Source organism: Dyella tabacisoli, assembly GCF_003350925.1.
Classification (GTDB): Bacteria; Pseudomonadota; Gammaproteobacteria; order Xanthomonadales; family Rhodanobacteraceae; genus Dyella_C; species Dyella_C tabacisoli.
Genome location: NZ_KZ857177.1, coordinates 434766 through 453897 on the forward strand (window position 1 = coordinate 434766; position 19132 = coordinate 453897).

The 19132-nt window shown below is 61.5% G+C and carries 13 protein-coding genes and 1 pseudogene; 2 read left to right on the forward strand and 12 right to left on the reverse strand.

The genetic code is table 11. The features are described 5' to 3' along the window. The first annotated feature begins 875 nt into the window (after positions 1-875). Positions 876-1919 (forward strand): eCIS core domain-containing protein, encoded by a 1044-nt coding sequence (locus tag DVJ77_RS13840; protein ID WP_263853830.1) that lies wholly within the window; start codon positions 876-878, stop codon positions 1917-1919. 87 nt (positions 1920-2006) lie between these two features. Next, on the forward strand, positions 2007-2852 hold the full coding sequence (locus DVJ77_RS13845; RefSeq protein ID WP_162791490.1) for an alpha/beta fold hydrolase: 846 nt from the start codon (positions 2007-2009) through the stop codon (positions 2850-2852). A 116-nt stretch (positions 2853-2968) separates the two neighbouring features. On the opposite strand, the gene DVJ77_RS13850 is transcribed toward DVJ77_RS13845, so the two are convergent. The 12 genes and pseudogenes from DVJ77_RS13850 to DVJ77_RS13900 form a co-directional block, all read right to left on the reverse strand. Beyond that, positions 2969-5455 carry an alkaline phosphatase family protein gene (locus DVJ77_RS13850; RefSeq protein ID WP_162791491.1) on the reverse strand — a complete coding sequence of 829 codons (2487 nt, stop codon included), beginning with the start codon at positions 5453-5455 and terminating at the stop codon, positions 2969-2971. 287 nt (positions 5456-5742) lie between these two features. Then, a complete protein-coding gene (locus tag DVJ77_RS13855; RefSeq protein ID WP_114846078.1) occupies positions 5743-6909 on the reverse strand; it encodes an alpha-hydroxy-acid oxidizing protein in 1167 nt (388 codons plus the stop codon). Beyond that, positions 6906-8222, reverse strand: coding sequence for an aminotransferase-like domain-containing protein (locus tag DVJ77_RS13860; RefSeq protein ID WP_225427995.1), 1317 nt, complete (start codon positions 8220-8222; stop codon positions 6906-6908). The genes DVJ77_RS13855 and DVJ77_RS13860 overlap by 4 nt, the downstream gene beginning before the upstream one ends. A gap of 85 nt (positions 8223-8307) precedes the next feature. Then, the gene (locus tag DVJ77_RS13865) at positions 8308-8859 is read right to left on the reverse strand and encodes a VOC family protein (protein WP_114846080.1); all 552 of its coding nucleotides are present in this window, start codon (positions 8857-8859) and stop codon (positions 8308-8310) included. A gap of 86 nt (positions 8860-8945) precedes the next feature. Further along, entirely contained in the window at positions 8946-10163 is a 1218-nt protein-coding gene (locus DVJ77_RS13870) for an ABC transporter permease (protein WP_114846081.1), read from the reverse strand. A 9-nt stretch (positions 10164-10172) separates the two neighbouring features. Further along, the gene (locus tag DVJ77_RS13875; protein WP_114846082.1) at positions 10173-11489 is read right to left on the reverse strand and encodes an ABC transporter permease; all 1317 of its coding nucleotides are present in this window, start codon (positions 11487-11489) and stop codon (positions 10173-10175) included. A gap of 49 nt (positions 11490-11538) precedes the next feature. Continuing rightward, complete coding sequence (locus DVJ77_RS13880) at positions 11539-13128, reverse strand: MBL fold metallo-hydrolase (RefSeq protein WP_114846083.1); 1590 nt, start codon at positions 13126-13128, stop codon at positions 11539-11541. A gap of 69 nt (positions 13129-13197) precedes the next feature. Further along, positions 13198-14109 carry a prephenate dehydrogenase gene (locus tag DVJ77_RS13885; protein WP_114846084.1) on the reverse strand — a complete coding sequence of 304 codons (912 nt, stop codon included), beginning with the start codon at positions 14107-14109 and terminating at the stop codon, positions 13198-13200. Between the two features lie 84 nt (positions 14110-14193). Next, positions 14194-14502, reverse strand: a complete 309-nt coding sequence (locus DVJ77_RS13890; protein WP_162791492.1) for a chorismate mutase — start codon at positions 14500-14502, stop codon at positions 14194-14196. A gap of 49 nt (positions 14503-14551) precedes the next feature. Further along, a complete protein-coding gene (gene pabB / locus DVJ77_RS13895; protein ID WP_318530923.1) occupies positions 14552-16033 on the reverse strand; it encodes an aminodeoxychorismate synthase component I in 1482 nt (493 codons plus the stop codon). 105 nt (positions 16034-16138) lie between these two features. Next, positions 16139-16696, reverse strand: a pseudogene (locus DVJ77_RS21640) (anthranilate synthase component II); the annotation flags it as partial. Positions 16697-16786: 90 nt separating this feature from the next. Continuing rightward, the coding region (locus DVJ77_RS13900) for a condensation domain-containing protein (protein ID WP_162791493.1) at positions 16787-19132 on the reverse strand (2346 nt) is incomplete at its 5' end.

Sequence of the window (19132 nt, forward strand, 5' to 3'; positions counted from 1 at the left end):
GATTTTGACAGGCACTTTCCCGATGACTGCCGATGACCGCGAGCCCGAACAAACAATTCAAGCCAACCGGCCATAAGAAGCCATGTCCGGCGATTTAACCTATACGTTGCGGTAAGCCGAGAATGTCCGCTTGCGACCGAGGCTGTGTGAAAACGCAAAGGCGCCTTCTGACCAGATCAAATACTTCTCAAAGCAAGCCGCCTAGATGCGCTTCCGGGTCACTCGTGGTCGATGAGTGTCCTGGAATTAGCGTACGTGGCGCGTCGCAACGTTTTTACACGGCCTCGACTCGTAGCAGACATTAGACGAGTATCCGTCCATATGCCCTGGGGTGGGTACAATCCGCAGCATGTTTCGACCTCATAGTGATGATTTCCCGCTTGCAGTTGCACCGATGATCTATTGGACGCTGGTGTCACCGTAGCTGTCTGCTCTCAGATCACATGGGTGTTGGCGAGAGCAGCCTGGCTGGCTCTCGAGCCAGAGCACCGAAGAGATGTAGGCAGACAGCTACGGCCCCAGCGTATAAAAATGAAAGGACGGGGTGATGTCCAGAAAGCCCGCAGCTTGTGCCGCTCAGCTTGCTAAGGGAGCTATCCTTCCCAGCGCCAAGCAATCCAATCTGCGAGCCTTCTAGACATCATGTCGCCTACGCCCAACAGATCGGAGCATCCCTACTTACCCAGAGCGATTAACCCGCCATGATGAGACCATTACTGCGAGGAAAATCGGAGCGGGCATCTGCCGATGCGTCGGTGGCGCAGCCCGCGCTACCGACCCATGCAGGGCATGCCACCGCCGTATCGCCAGGCTTGCATTACACAAGGAGTGCACTGCAGAGGGCGACGGCAGCGGGGGCTGGGCAGGGCTTGCCTGTGAATTTGCGTACCGGTATCGAATCGCTCTCCGGCGTGGATATGAGCGGCGTGCGCGTGCATTACGCATCGTCATTGCCGGCGCAAATGAACGCTTTGGCTTATGCGCAAGGCGCGGATATCCACCTGGCCCGAGGCGAAGAAAAACATCTGCCGCACGAGGCGTGGCATGTCGTGCAGCAGCGCCTTGGACACGTGAAACCGACCATGCGCCTGGGTGGCCTGAATATCAATGACGATCCATCGCTGGAGCGCGAGGCCGACCGGATGGGCGCACAGGCCATGCAACACAAGGGCGCGCCCGTGACGAGTGCGCGTGCGAACAAGCCTGCCTGCGAAGTAACGGACTCATTCGTCGGCCAGCGCAAGGTAGTAAAGCAAAGCGGCGGCAAATGGTATTCCGACTACGACCCTTACACCCTGTTCGACACCAAGGCCAAAGCGACCGCCTACGATAAAACGTTGAAGACACAGGGGCGCGACCGTATATCCAGCCGCGTCCCCACGCTATATACCTATACGCATATCAAGCCCACCAATAAATTGAGCAGCGTGCCGCAGGGGCCGCACGTGGTGGCGCATCGCGTTACGCTTACCGCGCTGCAGAACACGATGGATGTGGACGATGCGGAAGAGATCTTCGACGAACAAGTGCTTGCTCCCGATGACCTTGACGAGGTCATGGACGAAGAAAGCCCTGGTGGAGGCTATAGCTCTCAGATGCAGCCGCGCGTCGATCGTTTCACCACGGACTATCGGGCTCTCTACACCTCGGTAGAACAGGAGCTGCAGAAAACGAGCCCCGACCTGATTACCGTCAAGCATGGCGTAAACACCTTGATTAATATGGACCCATATGCCACTTACGGCTGGAAGTCCACCAAGGCTGCCAGCAAGAAGCACACGAAGGGCAAGGGCGAAAACGTCACCTCACCGACTTTCAGTCAATTGACGGATAAACCGTCCACCAGCTCGGTCGCTAATGCCGACGCGTTCGATTCCTTTATGAAAGCGAGAGAGGATTTGTTTGACGCGCATTTCTGAGTTCAAGCCGGAATGAGTTCATCAGCGTGAGTCTGTTCCATACATTGAGAATGCATGTCTCTATCACCCCGCAGGATGATTTCGACCATGAAACGCATCGCTCTAACCTGCCTCTTAAGCCTTTCCCTGACTCCGCTTGTCTTATGCGCCCAGGCGCCACACAAGCCCGCGGCTAACGCATGCTCATCGTCTCTGCTTGGCATCGACGGCAACCAGATCTGGGTGAATAAAGAAGGGGCGGGAAACGTTACCGTCGTCTTTGAGTCTGGATTCGGAAACGATTCGAGCGTGTGGTCGCAAGTCGCATCGCGAATCCGCGCCGCGGGTGCGCAGACTTTCGTATATGACCGGGCTGGGTTGGGTAAGAGCAAGATCAATACAGCCACCCCCTACAGCCTCGACAACGACGTTCACATATTGAGAACCGCATTAACGAACTGCGGGATCCAGGGCCCGGTCGTGATGGTCGGGCATTCTTACGGCGGCGCCATCAGCCTGCTGGCCGCGTCCGAAGATACGCGCATCAAAGGTCTGGTATTGCTCGACGCTGTCGTACCTGGGGTCTGGCCCAAGAGCGAACTCGATAAAAACCTGGAGACGATGCGGGCCCAGTACAAGGAGGTCCGTGAACAGGCTCCCGACCTGGCCAAGGTGGCCATTCCATGGGCAGAGGCGATGCCGGAAACCGCCAAGAGAGTCGATGGTCTGCGTATCTCGGATACGCTGCCGATTGAGGATGTCGTCGCGGAAAAAGGCCAGAGCAACCCGGCCAGCATGCACATATGGCGCGATGCGCACGCTGCATTTACGGCGAACCATCCACATCGCGAATCGATGCTTGCCGCCGGTAGCTCGCATAAGGTGATGGCCGACAAACCCGATCTTGTCGTCGATGCCATTGTAAAGATGCTCAAGAAGACAACCGTCCTCTGAGATGGTCGTGCGTTGTTTGAGGTGAGCGGGGCGATATGCCCCGCCCACTTCATCTCAATGGCGTTGAATGTTTCGCCGTCGGTAAATCGTCGTGGGTAAATCGACGGCCGCGAACCTTAGAACGACAGACTCCAGTTGTTCAGCGTGCCGACATCGCCCGGATACCCGCCGTCGTCGTCCGACACTTGCAACTGCCAGGTACCGTTGGCCGGTGTCGCCGAAGCATTGATGGTGTAGATGGTGTCGATGTTGCCGTCGTCGTTGTAGTCCGGGGTTTGCAATACGCTTTGGCTGCCGTCCGGGCCGATCAGGGTAATGGTCAGATCGCCCGACCAGTTGTGGGTGATGTTTACATGCGCCTTCAGGGCAGACGAGGCATTGCCGCTGCGGCCGCTTACCGCGATGCTGCTGTTGATCGTGGCGTTGTCGCCAATACTCACGGGCGTGTTATTGCTGAACACGCTGTTGCCGGATGCCACGGCAACCACGGACGCCGTTTTCGAGCTGGTTTTGCCGCTGGAACTGTCGCTCACCGTCTCAGTGACGCTGTAGGTGCCGGCCGCTGCATAAGTGTGGCTCGGGTTGACTGCAGTCGAAGTGCCGCCATCGCCGAAGGTCCAGCTATGTGCGCCGATGGTGCCGCTACCGTCGGTAGAGCTGTCGGCGAAGTTGGCGACGAGGCCGTTGACCACAACACTGAAATTGGCCGTCGGTGTATTGGGGCTCTGGCCGATGGCAAGTAGCGGTGCGCCTGCCTGGCCGCCTTGATAGATGTTCGATACTTCGCCGGCACTTAGCACGCGCGACCAGATCGCCAAGTCGTCGATATCGGCGCTGCCCGAGTACGCGCCGGTGCCGCTGCCGCCGATCAGGGTATTCAAGTTCGCGTTAAGCGAAGCGGTTCCCGTGGTTCCGAGCGGGCTGGTGTTTTGCGCCACGCCATCCAGGTAGGTGGTGACCTGGTTCTGCGCCCGGTTGAAGGTAATGTCGATCAAATGCCATTGACTGTCGGCGAGGGTCAGTCCTACGTCGTGGCGCGTACCGCCGACGGTGTTCCAGTTGATCGATTTGCTTAACGTGGTCGCCATCAGCCAACCGGTGTTGGCGCCGCTGGTCCAGTCCTTATTGCCGAAAAAAGCGGCATCGGTGGTCGAGGCAGTTCGTACCCACAGCGATACTGAGAAATCGTTGGCGTACACACTTTCGAGGCTTCCCAGCGAGGCGACCCAATCGCTTGGGACACCGCTGCTGCCATTGTTGCGGAAGCTGGCCGCGGCACCGAATTTGCCGGCGATGTATTTCGCGGTGCCGCTAAGCACGCTGGCGTTGCGGGTACCGGCCTGGGCGTAAAGAGTGTTATCGAAAGGGAGATAACTCACCAGCCCGGTCGTGTCCACCGGCACCAGCGGGCCAGTGAGTGTGACGTATACCGGCGCGGAGCTGACGACTTTGTTGCTGTCGTATACCGCTTTGACGCTTAGCGTATCGCTGCCGACGGTCGCGTTGTTCCAACTGAGGGTGTATGGCGCCTGGGTCGCTTCGCCCAACAGGCTGGCGCCGTTATAGAACTGAACTTTGTTGATGCTGTGACCGTTGGCGACCACGCTGGCGCTTAATGCGATGGGCGCGCCGGTGGTCGTGCTGCTCAGGTTGCCGGGGCTGTCCAAAGAGACGACCGGTTGTGGCGCTGCGGCATTCCAGACGTCTGTAATCGAGGCGGCGCTTGCCGCTGCGCCGGCATAGGGCAGTCCATACATGTCCTCCAGCGTACGCAGCAGGTTGTAGTGGTTGATGTTTTCCGAATAATTGCCCGGAGTGACCATCGGTCCGATAAATAGCGTCGGGATGTGGTTGGTGTCCGGTGCGTCGCTGCGCGATTCGTCCCAGGTAAGGACCAGCAGGCTGTTGTGAGTCATCGCCCACTGCGCATAGCCGGACATGTGCAGCCGCAGCCAATTGTCCCCGTGGTTGACGCCGTCGTTATGCATATTGTCGTCTTCGGTGGCATGCACGAAAGAGACGGTAGGTAGCTGGCTGTAGTTGCTGGGGAAGTCCTGCATGACGTGCATGACCGAAAGCGGCAGGGCGTTGAGTGGCCGCGGGCTGGCTGTATTGGTCCACCAGATAGCGACGTTTTCGCTGGGATAGTAGGTGCCGTACGGGCTGGAGTATCCGGCTTCGGCCGTGCCGGCAAAACCATCGGAGGGCAGGCCTTCGGCGAATTGGATAAACGAATAGTTGGCGCTGAGAAGCTGCGCCCCGAGGTTGGGCACCGTCAACGGAAGCTTGGCCGGCGTTTCATTAGCGGTAATGCCTTGAGGTCCCCCGGAGAACAGCTCCATGTAGTTAGGCTCGCTGGGGTGTTGCACGCCGTGCGAGTTGGTGAAGCTGGCCGCGATGGGAAGCAGCGCATTGATAAACGGCGCGCCGGTGTTCGGGTCGGCATTACCGACGATGTCCGCGTAATCCTTGTTCTCCATCATGACCACGACGACATGATCGGGGCGGGACACGGTGGCTGCGCGGGACTGTTCGGCAACCCCCATGGCGACCAAGAGCAACGGTATGAAACTGCAACGAGCCAGACTTGCGAGCGTACGCATAACACTGTCTCCGAAGGGAATGGGATAAGAGAGGCAGGGCCACAACAACGCACCGGCAGCCCGCACGCCGGCTATCCGCTGACATGCGCTCATCGCGACCGGTAAGACTGCGTGTATTTAAGTGAAATGCCCCGCCGTGCATTTCATGCGGGTATGGGGTCATGCGGATGTAAGCGACTGTCCAGGTGGCCGCACCTGTCTAGTTAGACGCTTATAAGCGCACTGGCATCTCGACCGGCCAAGATGCCGTTCGCGTGGTACAGACGTGGCTTAGCCAGGTGGATCTATCAGGCCAACGGTTCGAGTTGCACGGATGCTTTCGCCGTCTGGCGTTCGCCGAATAGCACGTCCGCCGAGAGGCGATCGATCGTGCTGCAGCCAAGCTGCGCCAGCGTCGAATCGAGTTCGCGCTTGAGCAGCGCGATGACGTCGTATACGCCAGCCTCACCGGCTGCGGCCAGGCCATAGAGTGCGGCGCGTCCCAGGCACACCGTGCGTGCACCGAGCGCGATGGCCTTGACGATATCCGCGCCGCGGCGAAAGCCGCTGTCGATCAGGATCGGCAGCCGCACAGCCGCGGCGGTGGCGGCAAGGGTCTCCATCGGTGAGACGCAGCTATCGAGCTGGCGTCCGCCATGGTTGGAAAGAATCACGCCGTCCGCGCCATAGGCGGCACAGCGGACAGCGTCTTCGGGATGAATAATGCCTTTGACCAGCAGTCGGTGCGGCCACAAGTCGCGCAGCCATGCCAGGCCATCCCAGTTAAAGCCGGCATCCATTCGCCGGCTCAGCAAGGCCGCCTGTATTTCCAGATCATCGCTGCCGGCATCGGCGAGATTGGCCAAGCCAGGAATCCCATGCCGCAGTCGGCTGAACGCCCAGCGCGGATGGGTTAATCCATCCCATAGCATGGCCGGGGTGTAGCGCATGGCCGGTTGAAAATGATTACGTAGATCGCGCTCGCGATAGCCGTTCACGGCAACATCGACGGTCAGCACCAGGGTCGAATAGCCGGCGTGCAACGCGCGCTTGACCAACTGTTCGGCGAGACGCCGATGGACGACGTATAGCTGAAACCACAAATCGCTATCGCAGTGCCGCGCCAGCTCTTCCAGCGATGTGTTTGAAGCGGTCGAGAGTACAAAGGGAATGCCGTGCGCACGGGCGGCACGGGCGAGATGAAGATCGCCCTTGGGCCAGAACAAGCCATTCAGTCCGGTCGGTGCGAGCAGCATGGGCGCGGCCAGCGCCCGGTCGAACAACCGAGTACTGATATCGCGCTGGCTGACGTCGAGTAGGCGCCGTGGTCGGAATCGGATGCGTTGCAATACATCGCGGTTGTGTTGCAGGCCTGACTCGTCTTCCGCACCGCCTTCCAGGTAATCGAAGACCATCGCCGGCAAGCGTTTCTGTGCCAGTCGGCGATAGTCGTCGACTTTGATCGGACGCTTCATGCCGAGCCGGCCCCTGCGGTCGCCAGCGCGGGCGCAACCCCGGCGGCGGCCTCGGCCTGCTCGATGCGTTGGGCGATATATGCACCCAGCGCGCTTACGCCGGCGGCGATTTGCGCGGCATCGACCGAGCTGAAGGCCAGGCGGATGCGCCGATCTTGCGAAGCGTCCAGCGCAAAAAACGCCATCGGCATAACGATGACGCCATGCTCGACCGCGCAGGCGGTAACCGCTTCGGCATCGAAGCGGAAGGGCAGGTCGAGGGAAAGAAAAAAGCCGCCATCGGGACGGTTCCAGCCGATCGTGCCGGCCAGCGGAGCAAAGACCCGGTCGAGTTGGCGCAACATCGTGTCGCGATTGTCGCGATAGAGGTCGACTGCCGGCTGCACCCACTTGCGCAAGCTGCAGTCTTGCTCCAATAGCAAGCCGGCGACGATGGCCTGGGCAATCTGGCTGGTATTGACGGTGAGAAAGCTTTTGCGCTGCGTCAGCTCTTCGAATAGCTGCATGCGCGCGGTGCGATCGCCGAACAGGGTCTGCGGCAAAGTGAGTGAGCCGACCCGCAACGCCGGACAAAGTGTCTTGGAGTAGGTGGATAGATAGATCACGCTGCCGGCGCTGTCCAAGGCCGCCATCGGCGGCACCGGCTGGCCGTCGTAACGAAACATTCCATAGGGGTTGTCTTCCAATACGACGATGCGCTGCTGCGCGCACACCGCCAGCAAAGCGACGCGTTGCGCTTCGTCGATCACGCGGCCGGTCGGGTTGTCGAAGTCGGGAATCACATAAAGCACCCGCGCCGTACGTCCCTGGCGGCGCAGCTCGCCGGCCGTGTGCGCGACGCTTGCGGCAAGATCGTCATCGTTGCCGGGCAAGGCCACTATCGCCACTCCGCTGGCATCGGCGGCGCCCGTCGCGCCGATATAAGTGGGATTGCATACCAGGGCGACATCGCCGGGCTCGGGGCACAACGCCGCTAGGCACAGCGCAAGCGCTTCCTGGCAGCCCGCGGTGACGATCAGGCGATCAGGCGTGGCGACGACTCCCTCGTCGCGACTCAATTGAGCGGAAATCAGTTCTTCGATCATGCCGGCGGTACGACCATATTGCAGCAGGCTGGCCATGACATCGCGCTTGGTGCCGCGGCCGCTGGCGTATTGCTCGTAGCGACTGAGCGCGCGCAACAGTGCGCTCGGCTGCAAGCGGTCGAAAAAACGCTCGGTGGGACGGCCCGCGGCCAGCGAAATAGCCGTCGGGAACCGGCCGGCTACTTCGTTGAGAAAATTCATTACGGTCGCTTGAGACGAGGGTTGCATGGAGTTCCCTTGCATCGTGTGCGTGACGTTGAGATGAGCCGGCCTGCTCCCTCTCCCTGAAGGGAGCGGTGCAAGCGCTTAGCCCCTAGTACTTGCCGGATTGTTCCAACTGGTCGAACAACTGCTGCACATTCGACTCCAGAAAGCCCTCTTCGCCATTGCGGTTGATGACCTCGAAGCTGAGCCCCGTGTTGATGCAACGGGATGAGAATGCCTGGGTCAGCCCCGGCCCCCTGATTACGGTGGTGTCGAAGGACAGGCCACGCTGCTTGAGTGACTGCACGGTGTCGTCGACGTCATCGACCTCCAGCGCAATATGCGCGACACCCACGCCGAAATGCTTCACTAGCTGGGCGACCTGGGATTCTGGCTCGGTACCTTGGCAGAGCACGAAGCGTATGCCGTTGCTTTCGAATTCGGCCGATATCATGCCGCTGTGCTTGCCTTCGACAGTCAGGCGGCGCTTCAGCTCGAAGCCGAGAACGTTTTCGAACATATGCATCGCCCCTTCCAGGTCGACCACGGCCAGGGCGATGTGATCGATGCGGCGAAACGGGTTTGTTACGGCAGCCTCGGCAGGCGGCGAATCGAGCGCGGCATCGCACTCGGCAGTTGGAACAATCACGGCTTCAGTCATGGCTCGGTTCCTTTGGATGGAAAGACCGCAAGACAATCAGCGGTTATGCGTTACGTCGGTAAATTGCGGATGCAGTAGTGCGCATATCAGTTCGATCGCATGGCCACGATCGGTGCGACTGACGACGCACTGATGGCCGGGCCCAATACCGATAGTTGGCCGAGCACCCACATGGCCACGGCGCTGGCCGGCAGATAGAACCACGGCATGCGGCTCATTTCGTAATGCTCGAAAAGGTAGTTGTTGGCGGCGTAGGCCAGGCCCATGCCGACCAGCACGCCGATGGTGGTCAGCAGAAAATTCTCGGTCTGGAAGTAACCCAGAATCTGCATGCGGCAGGCACCCAATGCGCGCCGCACGCCGATCTGCCGACGCCGCTGTCTGACCCAGAAGCTGGACAGGCCCACGATGCCGAACGCGGTCACCACCAGCATCACCGCGCAGACCAGGCTCAGCATCCAGATCATGTTGCTGATACCGGCGAAATACGCATCGCGGATCGCGGTGAAGGTGCGGCCCTTGACCACCGCTGCCGGCTCCATCGTGGCTAGTGCCTGTGTGGCTTCGCGGATGATGCGGTCGCGATCGCCAGGGGCGCTGCGCACGACGAAGTTGTTCAAGCCGTCGACCGGAGCCATCGGAAAGAATGCGCACCAATAGGCGCCGTTGCGGTTGCCGGTATTGATATTAAGGCTGGGCGCGATGACATCGGCCACGATTCCCACGACCTGGTAGCTGTCGCCGGACGCGCTGTAGAGAGTCTGGCCGAGTGCATCGAGGGCCGGCCACATGCGCGCGGCATAGCTCTGGGTTATCACGACGACATGGCCGACAGCGGTGAAATTGCTGCTGAGTTTGCCGTTGGCATATTCGTCGTCACTGAATAGCCGTCCGCGCAATAGCTTCAGACCCAGCGTTCGATCGCCGCTCTGGGTCAGGAAATAGGCCGAGGTGTTCACCGGGTGCTGCTCGCCGGGCCGCGGACTGAAGCCGTTCTCCCAGGCGTTGTCGGTTAACGGCAATGAATTGGTCAACGCCACGGCCTGCACGCCGGGAATCGCGCGCAAGGCGGCCAGGTCGCGCGGAATCGCATTGGCTGCCTGATCCGGCGCGGTACCTTCCACGGTAATCACCGAGACACCGGACTCGTCCATGCCGTTGGACAGACGCAGGTCGTCGATGCGCTGACTTATCATGAACATGGCGTTGCACAGCACCGCGCAAGCCAGGGCGATCTCCAGCACGATCAGCAGCGATGGAATGCGGTGTTTGCGCAGGCTGGAAAGAATCGGAATGATTTCCATGGGGCGGCCTCAGGCGGCTTTGAGTTGCGGTGCGGGCGATACCACGCAGGCGCGCCATGCCGGCAACACACCGGCTATCAGGCCAACCGCGGCGGAGAAGAAGAACGTCACCAGGAACATCTCCAGGTCCAGATGCGCCAACCCGGCGTATTGCGCCGGCTGGTTGCGGATGCACCACAAACCCAGCTCGGTAAACACCAGGCCCATCAGGCCCCCGACCAACCCGACCATGCCGGCCTCGACCATGAACTGAGTAAAGATCTCTCGCCATGTCGCACCGAGCGCGCGGCGCACACCGATCTCGTTGGAACGCCGCAGGCACTTGGCCAGCAGCAGGCCCACCGCGTTGACCACGCATACCAGTAGAAAGCCGAAGGCCAGCCAGGTTTGCAGACGCACATCGTCGGGCACCACATGCTTGTCGCGAAGCCACTGCCCCAGTTCGGTCAGCGCAATGGTCGAGCGATGGAAGCGGCCTAGAGAAATCTGCTGTTGCGCATAGTTGCCGAGAAAATCGCGATAGGCCGTGACTTCGTCCGGCGTGCCCAGTTCCACCCATACACCCAGCCAGGTGCACGATGCGGTTTCCAGTTTGCTGACGTCACTATCGGCGAAACAGTTCACCTGTTGCGGGCTCATGCCCGCGGCCAGCGCACTGCCCAGCGGCACGAACACGCCGTCGCCGTCGCCATAGCTGCGGCCACCCAGCTCCTGCGCATAGAAGCGCGGCTGCGGTGCCCAGGCTTTGGTCACCCCGACAATGCGAAAATCGCGATCATTGATGCGGATGGTGCGGCCGATGCTGTCGCCGCCGCCGAAGAGCCGATTGTTGAGGGTGTCGGCAATCACCGCCACCGGCGCGCGATTCTGATCGTCTGCCGCGCTCCATCCACTGCCGTATTTGAAGGGCACGTCGAACATGCTGAAGAAGTCGGCAGTGGCGATCACTCCGTCGCTGAAGAACGGGCGCTGAGTCAGGGCTTGCGCGCCCGTACCCTGCGGCATCACTTTGGCCGAGACCAGCGCGACCGCTGCCTGGTGCCGCGCCTTGCGCGCCGACACCAGATTCATTGCATCGGTGTAGGTCATGATCGGCGGCGGCTTGTTATGCGCTGCCGCCAGCCGGTCCGCCGGGAATGGATCGACTTGCGGGTAGAACAACTGGCCGTTTTTCTCCGGCAATGGGTCGCCCGATAGCAGCTTCAGCACAGTCAGTGTGGTGATGCACGCGCCAATGCCCAGCCCTAAAGTCATCACCATCAGCGCGGTGAGTACCTTGTGGCTTCTAAGGCTGCGTCCTGCAAGATTGATGTAATAACCGATCACGCCTATCTCCCTACGCGGTATGTTTTGGGTGTGGTCCGATAACTGCGCATCAAAACATCAGCGTGCGGCAGCCGAGCAGGCGTTCGGCGACCAGCCCGGCATCGCGGCAGTCCTGCACGAACTTGTCCGATTCCACGATCTGCTTGCTCTGCGGGGTGTATTGCAGGCCGGCGACGAAGCGCATCCATGGCTCCTGGCCCATCGCGTAGACATAGGCGGTAGCGCAACCGAACTCCTCGGCGATCGCGCTGGCGCGCGACGCGTTGGAGCCTGAAAGCCGACGCGAGCCATCGTCTTTGCGGTTGATCGGATTGCTCAGATAACTGCCGTACAGCCAGGTCAGCGGCGCGCCGTCGCATTCCATGCCGATAAACAAGGTATCGACTTTGCCCAGCTTCGCCACGATGCGCTGGTACAACGCGCGGTCTTTGCAGTCGGAGTCGGCCAGAAACAGAAAGCTACGGTCTTTCACGCGCAGGTGCATACCGTGCTTGCTGGCGATGTTGAGGTCGGCATGCTCGCCGTAGAAAGGGATGCTGGTGATGGCGCCGCCGGGGATATCCACCGTATCCATCCAGTCGAGCGCGTCTACGTTATGGAAACCGAGCGCCTTCAGCGCCAGGCGCATCGATGGATCGGCCACGTTGTTTGGGTTATTGCGCGGCACCAGGATGCGTCCGATGCGCTGGCGCAACTGCAGCAGCAGCTCGGGGCTGAAGTGATCCTGGTGGTTGTGGGTCAGAAACACATAGTCGATGCGATCGGGCAGATCGTTGAAGCACAGGTGGTGCTCGGCATCGTGGTCATCGTCCCAGGTCAGAAAGGGATCGATCAGCACCGACATCTGGTCGGTCTGCACCAGCACGCAGGCATGCCCGAAATAACGCACGCGCACGCCGTCACCCTGATACTCCGGCTCTTTGCGGGTCGGTGCGTCGGTAGTGAAGTAGTCGCGGAACTGCTCGCGCTGTTCGGGCCGGATCTCCAGCGCGTCGACCAGTTCGTCGAACGAGGTGGGTGCGATGCGTGCCTTCGCCACCAGATCGATACGCGGATCGGTAAACGGCATGCTCAGGATGATCCGCGCCGCGGACGCCAGCCGCGGCGTGTTGAGAAAGAAGTTGCGCTCCTCGTCCCTGATCTGTGCGAAGGACAACTCCTGCGTGGCCTGATTGCAGAGGCCGCCGCGATAGGCCAGCTCTTCGAGTACCCGCACGCTGGCGTGGTTGTTCATGTCGTAGGACACCTCCACCAGGCCGGCCAGGCTTGGTTTCAGGTTCTCGTAGACGTGGTCGAGACTGAAGCCGGTTTCGCCCTGCAATTGGCGGTCGAGGTTGACCAGGTCTTCGGCGAAGCGGATCAAGTGGCCGCACTTGTCCTGGGTTTCCTGCAGTAGCTCCTTCACCGATGGCAAGTCGGTTTTTTTCAGCTCCATAAACGAGCCGCCCAGCATCTTGGGATTCTTCGCGGCCGCTTCGTGGATCGCCGCGTTCGTGACGAACGATTGAAAAATCGGCAAATGCCGAAATGCCACGTTCATCGAATGCTGTACCGGCGAAATCAAATGGCTCCATGCGTACCAACGGCCGCTGAGCGGTTCCAATTTCGTCATGTTCTTCAGATAGACCTGCTCGCTCACAAAATCCTCACTGATGCCGAAATAGTCATGCGGGAAAGGGTTGCTGGTGCACGTTTAGTCCACGCCGATTTAGTCCACGCCGAGCGGCTCGTTGGCTGCGACGCTTTTGGATGGCGGCAACGATGCGAATAACCGGGCGCAGTCCGTGCCCAGCGCCGGCAGCGCGGGCCCGCCATACCGGGTGAGCTGCGCCAGCCAGGTTTCGAAGTCAGCCAGCGGCACCGTGCCGCCGGCTTCATTGCAGCGGTCCACGCCATCGGCCAGCAGGGCGCGCGCCTGGATGGCGTGCGGATTGCCGGACTGGATGTCCCAATAGACTTCAGGGCTTTGCCCGAGCATGCGCGCCACCAGCGACATCAGCACCCGAAACGGCGGCGGCGCGATAGCCAGCAGATCGTCCAGCGGTTCACCGGCATGGGCCAGTGCGTCGGCAAAGCCGAGAATGGCCGCATGTCCAAGCGCCTGCACCAGCGCCGTCATGCGATCGTGACGTTCGGCACTCAGCGCGACCAGCCTGGCTCCATGGGCGGCCAGCAATTGCTCGAAACAGGTCGAGGCCGGCCCCGCGCCATGGTGCACCGTCACCACCACATGACCGGCAATGCCTGCCGACGGTGCGAACATGGGATTGACGCCGAGGACTTCCCGATCTCGCAGAACGGTGTGTTTGATGGATTCCAACGGCGTTTTCACCGAAGACGTTTCCACCAGCAACGCGTCGCGCCGCGCCAGCGCGCCGATTCTTTCCAACGCCACCGATAGCGCTCGCTCGGGCAGCGCCAGCACGATCAACTCGGCGTCGGCCGCCGCTGCCGCCAGCTTGCCCGAGGGCTGGCATGCATCGCCCGATGCCGCGCCGTTCCGGGGCTCGCTGTCGAAGCAGGTCACCAGGGTGCCCCGTTCCGTCAGCAGTTGCGCAAACATCTGCCCGACTGCTCCCGCGCCGATGACCACGGCTGTTTTGAAATGTTCTTTGAACATGCTTCGTCTACCTGTCGAACTGGCGGCCGCAGACCGGCCGCTATCCACGCACCGCACACTGGCGCGAGCTAACTACAAAGGCCGTCAACATGCCGGCACGGCGTGTTTGGTTTGCTGGGTCTGCTCGTCTTCCATCCGGCAGGCCTCGGCGATAATCAGCTCCCATACGCGGCTGGCGAACTCCGGCGACATGCCGTGCGACGAGCCGGCCAGGGCAGCGCGCGCGACGACTTCTTTCACGCGCGACGGCTGCATCACCGGGACCTTGAATTGCTTCTTCAATTCGCCCACCGCCATGCAGCAGCGAAAGCGCTGACTCAGCAGCTCGATCAATTGACGGTCGATGTCGTCGATCGTGCTGCGCATATCGATAATCTCGTCCTCGAAACTCATAAACTCTCCCAGGCTTGGATGGCGGTATCGCATCGCCGAATGGCTTGGCTCATTTGGCGGCGACCATGGCGTCGGCGGCTTTGGCCGGCTCGATCTGCGCATGCATCGACTCGGCCTCGATGCCGGCGCTTTGCAATACACGAATCTGCGCACGTGCCTTGAGCATCACTTCGGCCAACTCTTCTTCTGGATCGGATAGCGCCACGATGGCGCCGCCGGCGCCGATGGATACGCGCGTTCCCGCCATGACGATGGTACGGATGACGATGTTGAGCTTGGCGCTGCCATCGAGCGCGAGATAGCCCAGGCTGCCCGAGTAGATGCCGCGCGCGCCTTCTTCCAATTGGTCGAGAATGCTCATCGTGCGCACCTTCGGCGCACCCGTCATCGAGCCGCCGGGAAACGACTCGCGCACGCAGTCCACCGTGCTGCGCTCGCTGGTCAGCTTGCCGCGAATGGTGCTGACGAGCTGATGTACGGTTGCGAAGGATTCGATCTGGAAGATCTTCGGCACGTGCACGCTGCCCACTTCGCAGCAGCGGTTCAGATCGTTGCGCAAAAGGTCCACGATCATCAGGTTCTCGGAACGATCCTTGACGCTGCCGGCCAGTTTCTCGGCCACCCGCTGGTCTTCCGCCGGATCTTGATGGCGCGGCGCGGTGCCCTTGATCGGCTTGGATTCGACCAGTCCGTCGCGCGATACCTCGATATACAACTCCGGTGACGCGCATAGCACCGACAACGCACCGAAGCGCAGGTAGGCGCCGAACGGCACGGCATTGATCGTGCGCAGGTGCATGTAGATCGGCAACGGCTCGGCGACGAGTTCCGCGGTGAGTTCGTTAGTCAGGCAGACCTCGTAGGTTTCACCCTGGCGGATCAATTCCTTGGACCGCTGGATCATGTCCAGGTATTTCTCCGGCGAGTGCCGCCAGCGCATGTTGTGCAAGCGCGCCGGCTGTGGCTCCGACGTACTGACCGGTACGCGAACCATGCCCGACAAGGTGAAATGCACGTTCTCCAGCCAAGCCAGATTCTCGGCGCTGATGCCGTCGGCGGCGTCCAGGCACAGCAGCCAGTATTCGTGCTCGTGGTGGTCATAGACCAGTACGCGATCGGCGAAGATCCAGCATGCGTCCGGGGTCACCGAGACATGTGCGTGATCGCCCTGCAATTCGCCTTTGAGTTCGTAGCCGAAGTAGCCGACGTAGCCGCCATTGAAATCGAAGGGGCAGTCTTGCAGCGCGGATTGTCGGCGCGCGGTCAGCTCGCGTTCGAGGTAAGTAAAGATGTCCTCGGCGCTTTGTGTTTCATGGTCGCGGGTATGGATCTTGAGCTTGCGCTTGGCGGAAAAATATTCCAGCACTTCGCTGTAAGGGCCACTGGCGTCGCCGAAATAGGAGAATCGCGCATTGGTGTCGTTGGGGCGGCTACTGTCGAGCCAGAAGGCCTTGTCGCCGTTGCCGAACAACGCTTGAAACGCGTCCTGTGGGGCGAGCTTGCCGGGGCAGCGGCGAGTATGCACGCGCATGTTGTTCCATTTGATCCAGCCGTTGCGCTCGCGTGGTCTCGTCGCGGCGTGGTGCTGCGCGGCTCCATCCTCTGCGGACTTGCAGTCGGGGGCGCTGAGCGTAAAGAAATTCTGGATCAGTCTTTCGCCGTGCTCGGTGCAAATCGACTCGGGGTGAAATTGCACGCCCCAGATCGGCCGCGAGATGTGGCGCAGGGCCATCAGGGTGCCGTCCTCGGCCCACGCGGTGGGTTCGAGTTCCGGCGGTAAATCGGTCACCGTAAGCGAGTGGTAGCGCGTCGCCTTGAATGGGCTGGGGATACCTTCGAACAAATCGTTGCCGCCGTGCTTGACGTTGCTCTGGCGGCCGTGGATCGGCTCGGGCGCAAGGCCTACGGTGGCGCCGAAGAAATGCCCGATCGCCTGGTGGCCGAGGCAGACGCCGAGAATCGGCACCGTCGCGTGCACGATCACGTCGGCCGACAAGCCCAGGTCGTCGCTGCATTGCGGGCGGCCAGGGCCGGGCGAGATCACGATGCGATCGTAGCCTTGGTCGCTCAACGCGTCCCAGCTCGTCTCGTTGTTACGGACAATCACCGGCTGTTGCCCGGTGGCTTTGGCGATTAGCTGTGCAAGGTTGTAGGTAAACGAATCGTAGTTGTCGATCAGCAGCGTCTTGCTCATGGTGGGTTGCCTCATGAATTCAGATGGCTAAACAAGGCTCGGTCGGCGCCCGTGGCGGTACCGTGGGCCGGCTTTTTTTGTTGAGTTCCGCTACACGTTGACTTCTCCCTCCATGTGTTGCGCGCGGTCGCTGCTGTCGTGCGGCAGCGCCGCGAACGCGTGGAGGGTTTGCGACCAGAGCTGGCTAAGGGTTTGCAAGTCGATCTCGCCGAACAGGTCCTGCGCGGCGACGAAGCTGGCGCTGAGCACGGCGCCATCGTTTATGTCGTGCAAGACCGCCATGACCTGGATGGGGTAGGGCAGCGCAAGCTCGGGGTCGCGGGTACCGACGTTGGCGCCTTCGGGCACCAGTTGCCAATCGCGGGCGTCGGCGAGGCTCATGCGGCCGAGATAGTTGAAGATAAGCTGCGACGGCGCGTAGCGGCGCAATCGAGCGGCGCTGTCGGCATTCAAATACCGCAGCAGTCCATAGCCCCAGCCCTTGCGCGGGATCTGTCCTAATTGGCGGCGCAGGTCCGCTACCAGCGGGGCATGCGAGGCGCGTTCGGACAGCACGTGTCGAGGGTCGCTCGCACCCAGCGTAAAACTCGCCGGATACAGGCTGGTGAACCAGCCCAGAGTACGGGTCAGGTCCAGTTCGTCCGTCGCATACTCGCGGCCATGGCCTTCCATATCGAAGCGGATCGCTGCCGGCGCCGGCTCGCCGCGTTGCTGCCGCCACTGCGCCACGCTGAGTGCCAGGGCGGTGACGAGTACGTCGTTGACACTGCCGCCGAGTTCGCTGCGGATGCGCTCCAGCAAGTGCCGGGTAACCGTCGCCGGCAGCACGGTGTCCATTCGTATGTAGGCACCGTCGCCGTGTTCCGGCATGCGCCGCAGCGGGCGCGCGCTGAGCAGCGGATCCGGCGTGGCGAGCGCGCGTTCCCAATGCGGCAGCTCGGCCCATAGTTCGCTGCTGTTGGCCATCTCGTGCAAGTGCGCGGACCAGCGGCGGAATGACGTGCTTTTCGGAGCGAGTGCCGGGCTGCGACCGGCCACAAGCGTATCGAACAGCAAGGCCAGCTCAGGTTGCAGGATGCGCCACGACACCGGATCCATCACAAGATGGTGGAAGCACAGCAGCAGCCAACCGGGTTTGCCGGGCTCGTCCTGCAGCCACACCCATTGCATCTGCATCGCCGCTTGCGGGTCGATGCGCGCCTGTGCGAAAGCCACCTCTTGTTGCAGTTGGGCTTCGCGCTCGCTGCGACCGAATCCGGCGTAACTGCAATGGCGAATGCATAATGCGGCGCGCGGTGTGCCTGGCGGCATGATTTCCAGCGATTCGCGGCTATCTGCCGGTACGCGCAGGCGCAGCACGTCATGCCGGTCGAGCAGGGTTTGCGCCATGCTTTCCAGTATCGGCAGGGTCAGTGCTGCCGGTGTCTGCACCAGGAAATGTTGATAGCTGCGCGCGCGGTAGCCACCGCGCTCGAACAGCTCATGCATGATCGGCGTCGGCGACATGCTGCCGACGCCATCGTCTTCGACTGCAACATGCTCATCGACTGCGCGGGCCACCGCCGCCAGATTCACGACATTCTGGTGCTGTATGACTTGTCGTGGGGTGATCGACAACCCGGCCTCGCGGGCGCGGCTGACTAGCTGGATCGAGCGGATGCTATCGCCGCCGAGGTCGAAGAAGCTGTCGTCGATACCGACTTTTTCCAGCCCGAGTACCTCGGCGAACAAACCGGCGAGCAGCGCTTCCTGCGGGGTACGCGGCGCGCGGCTTTCGGCACGCGCGTAGTCCGGCGCCGGTAACGCCTTGCGATCGAGTTTGCCGTTGGGTGTGAGCGGCAACGCGTCGAGCACCACGATGGCGGCGGGCACCATGTAGTCGGGCAACGGGCCGGCGAGTGCCCGGCGCAGCGCGGCCGGATCGAGTGCGATGCCCGCGGCGGCGACGGCATAGCCGACCAGTTGCTTGTGGCCGAGCTTGTCCTCGCGTGCCACGACCACGCTGTGTGCCACCCCAGCCTGGCGCGCCAGCGCCGCCTCGATCTCGCCCAGCTCGATACGAAAGCCGCGGATCTTCACCTGATGATCGACACGGCCGAGGAAATCCAGCTCACCACCTGTGAGCCAGCGCGCCAGATCGCCGGTGCGGTACATGCGCTGACCGGCGTTAAATGGATGGGCGACAAAGCGCTCGGCGGTAAGCGCGGGACGTTTCAGGTAGCCACGGGCCAGGCCGTCGCCGGCCAGATACAGCTCGCCCGGCACGCCGGGCGGCACCGGCTGCAAGGACGCATCGAGCAGGTAGACCTGGGTGTTGGCGATGGGCCGGCCGATCCGCACCGGACCGTCGCCGACGTGTTCGGCCAACGACCACACGGTGGTTTCGGTGGGACCGTAGAGATTCCACAAGGCGGCGCCCTGGCGCAGAAAGTTCGC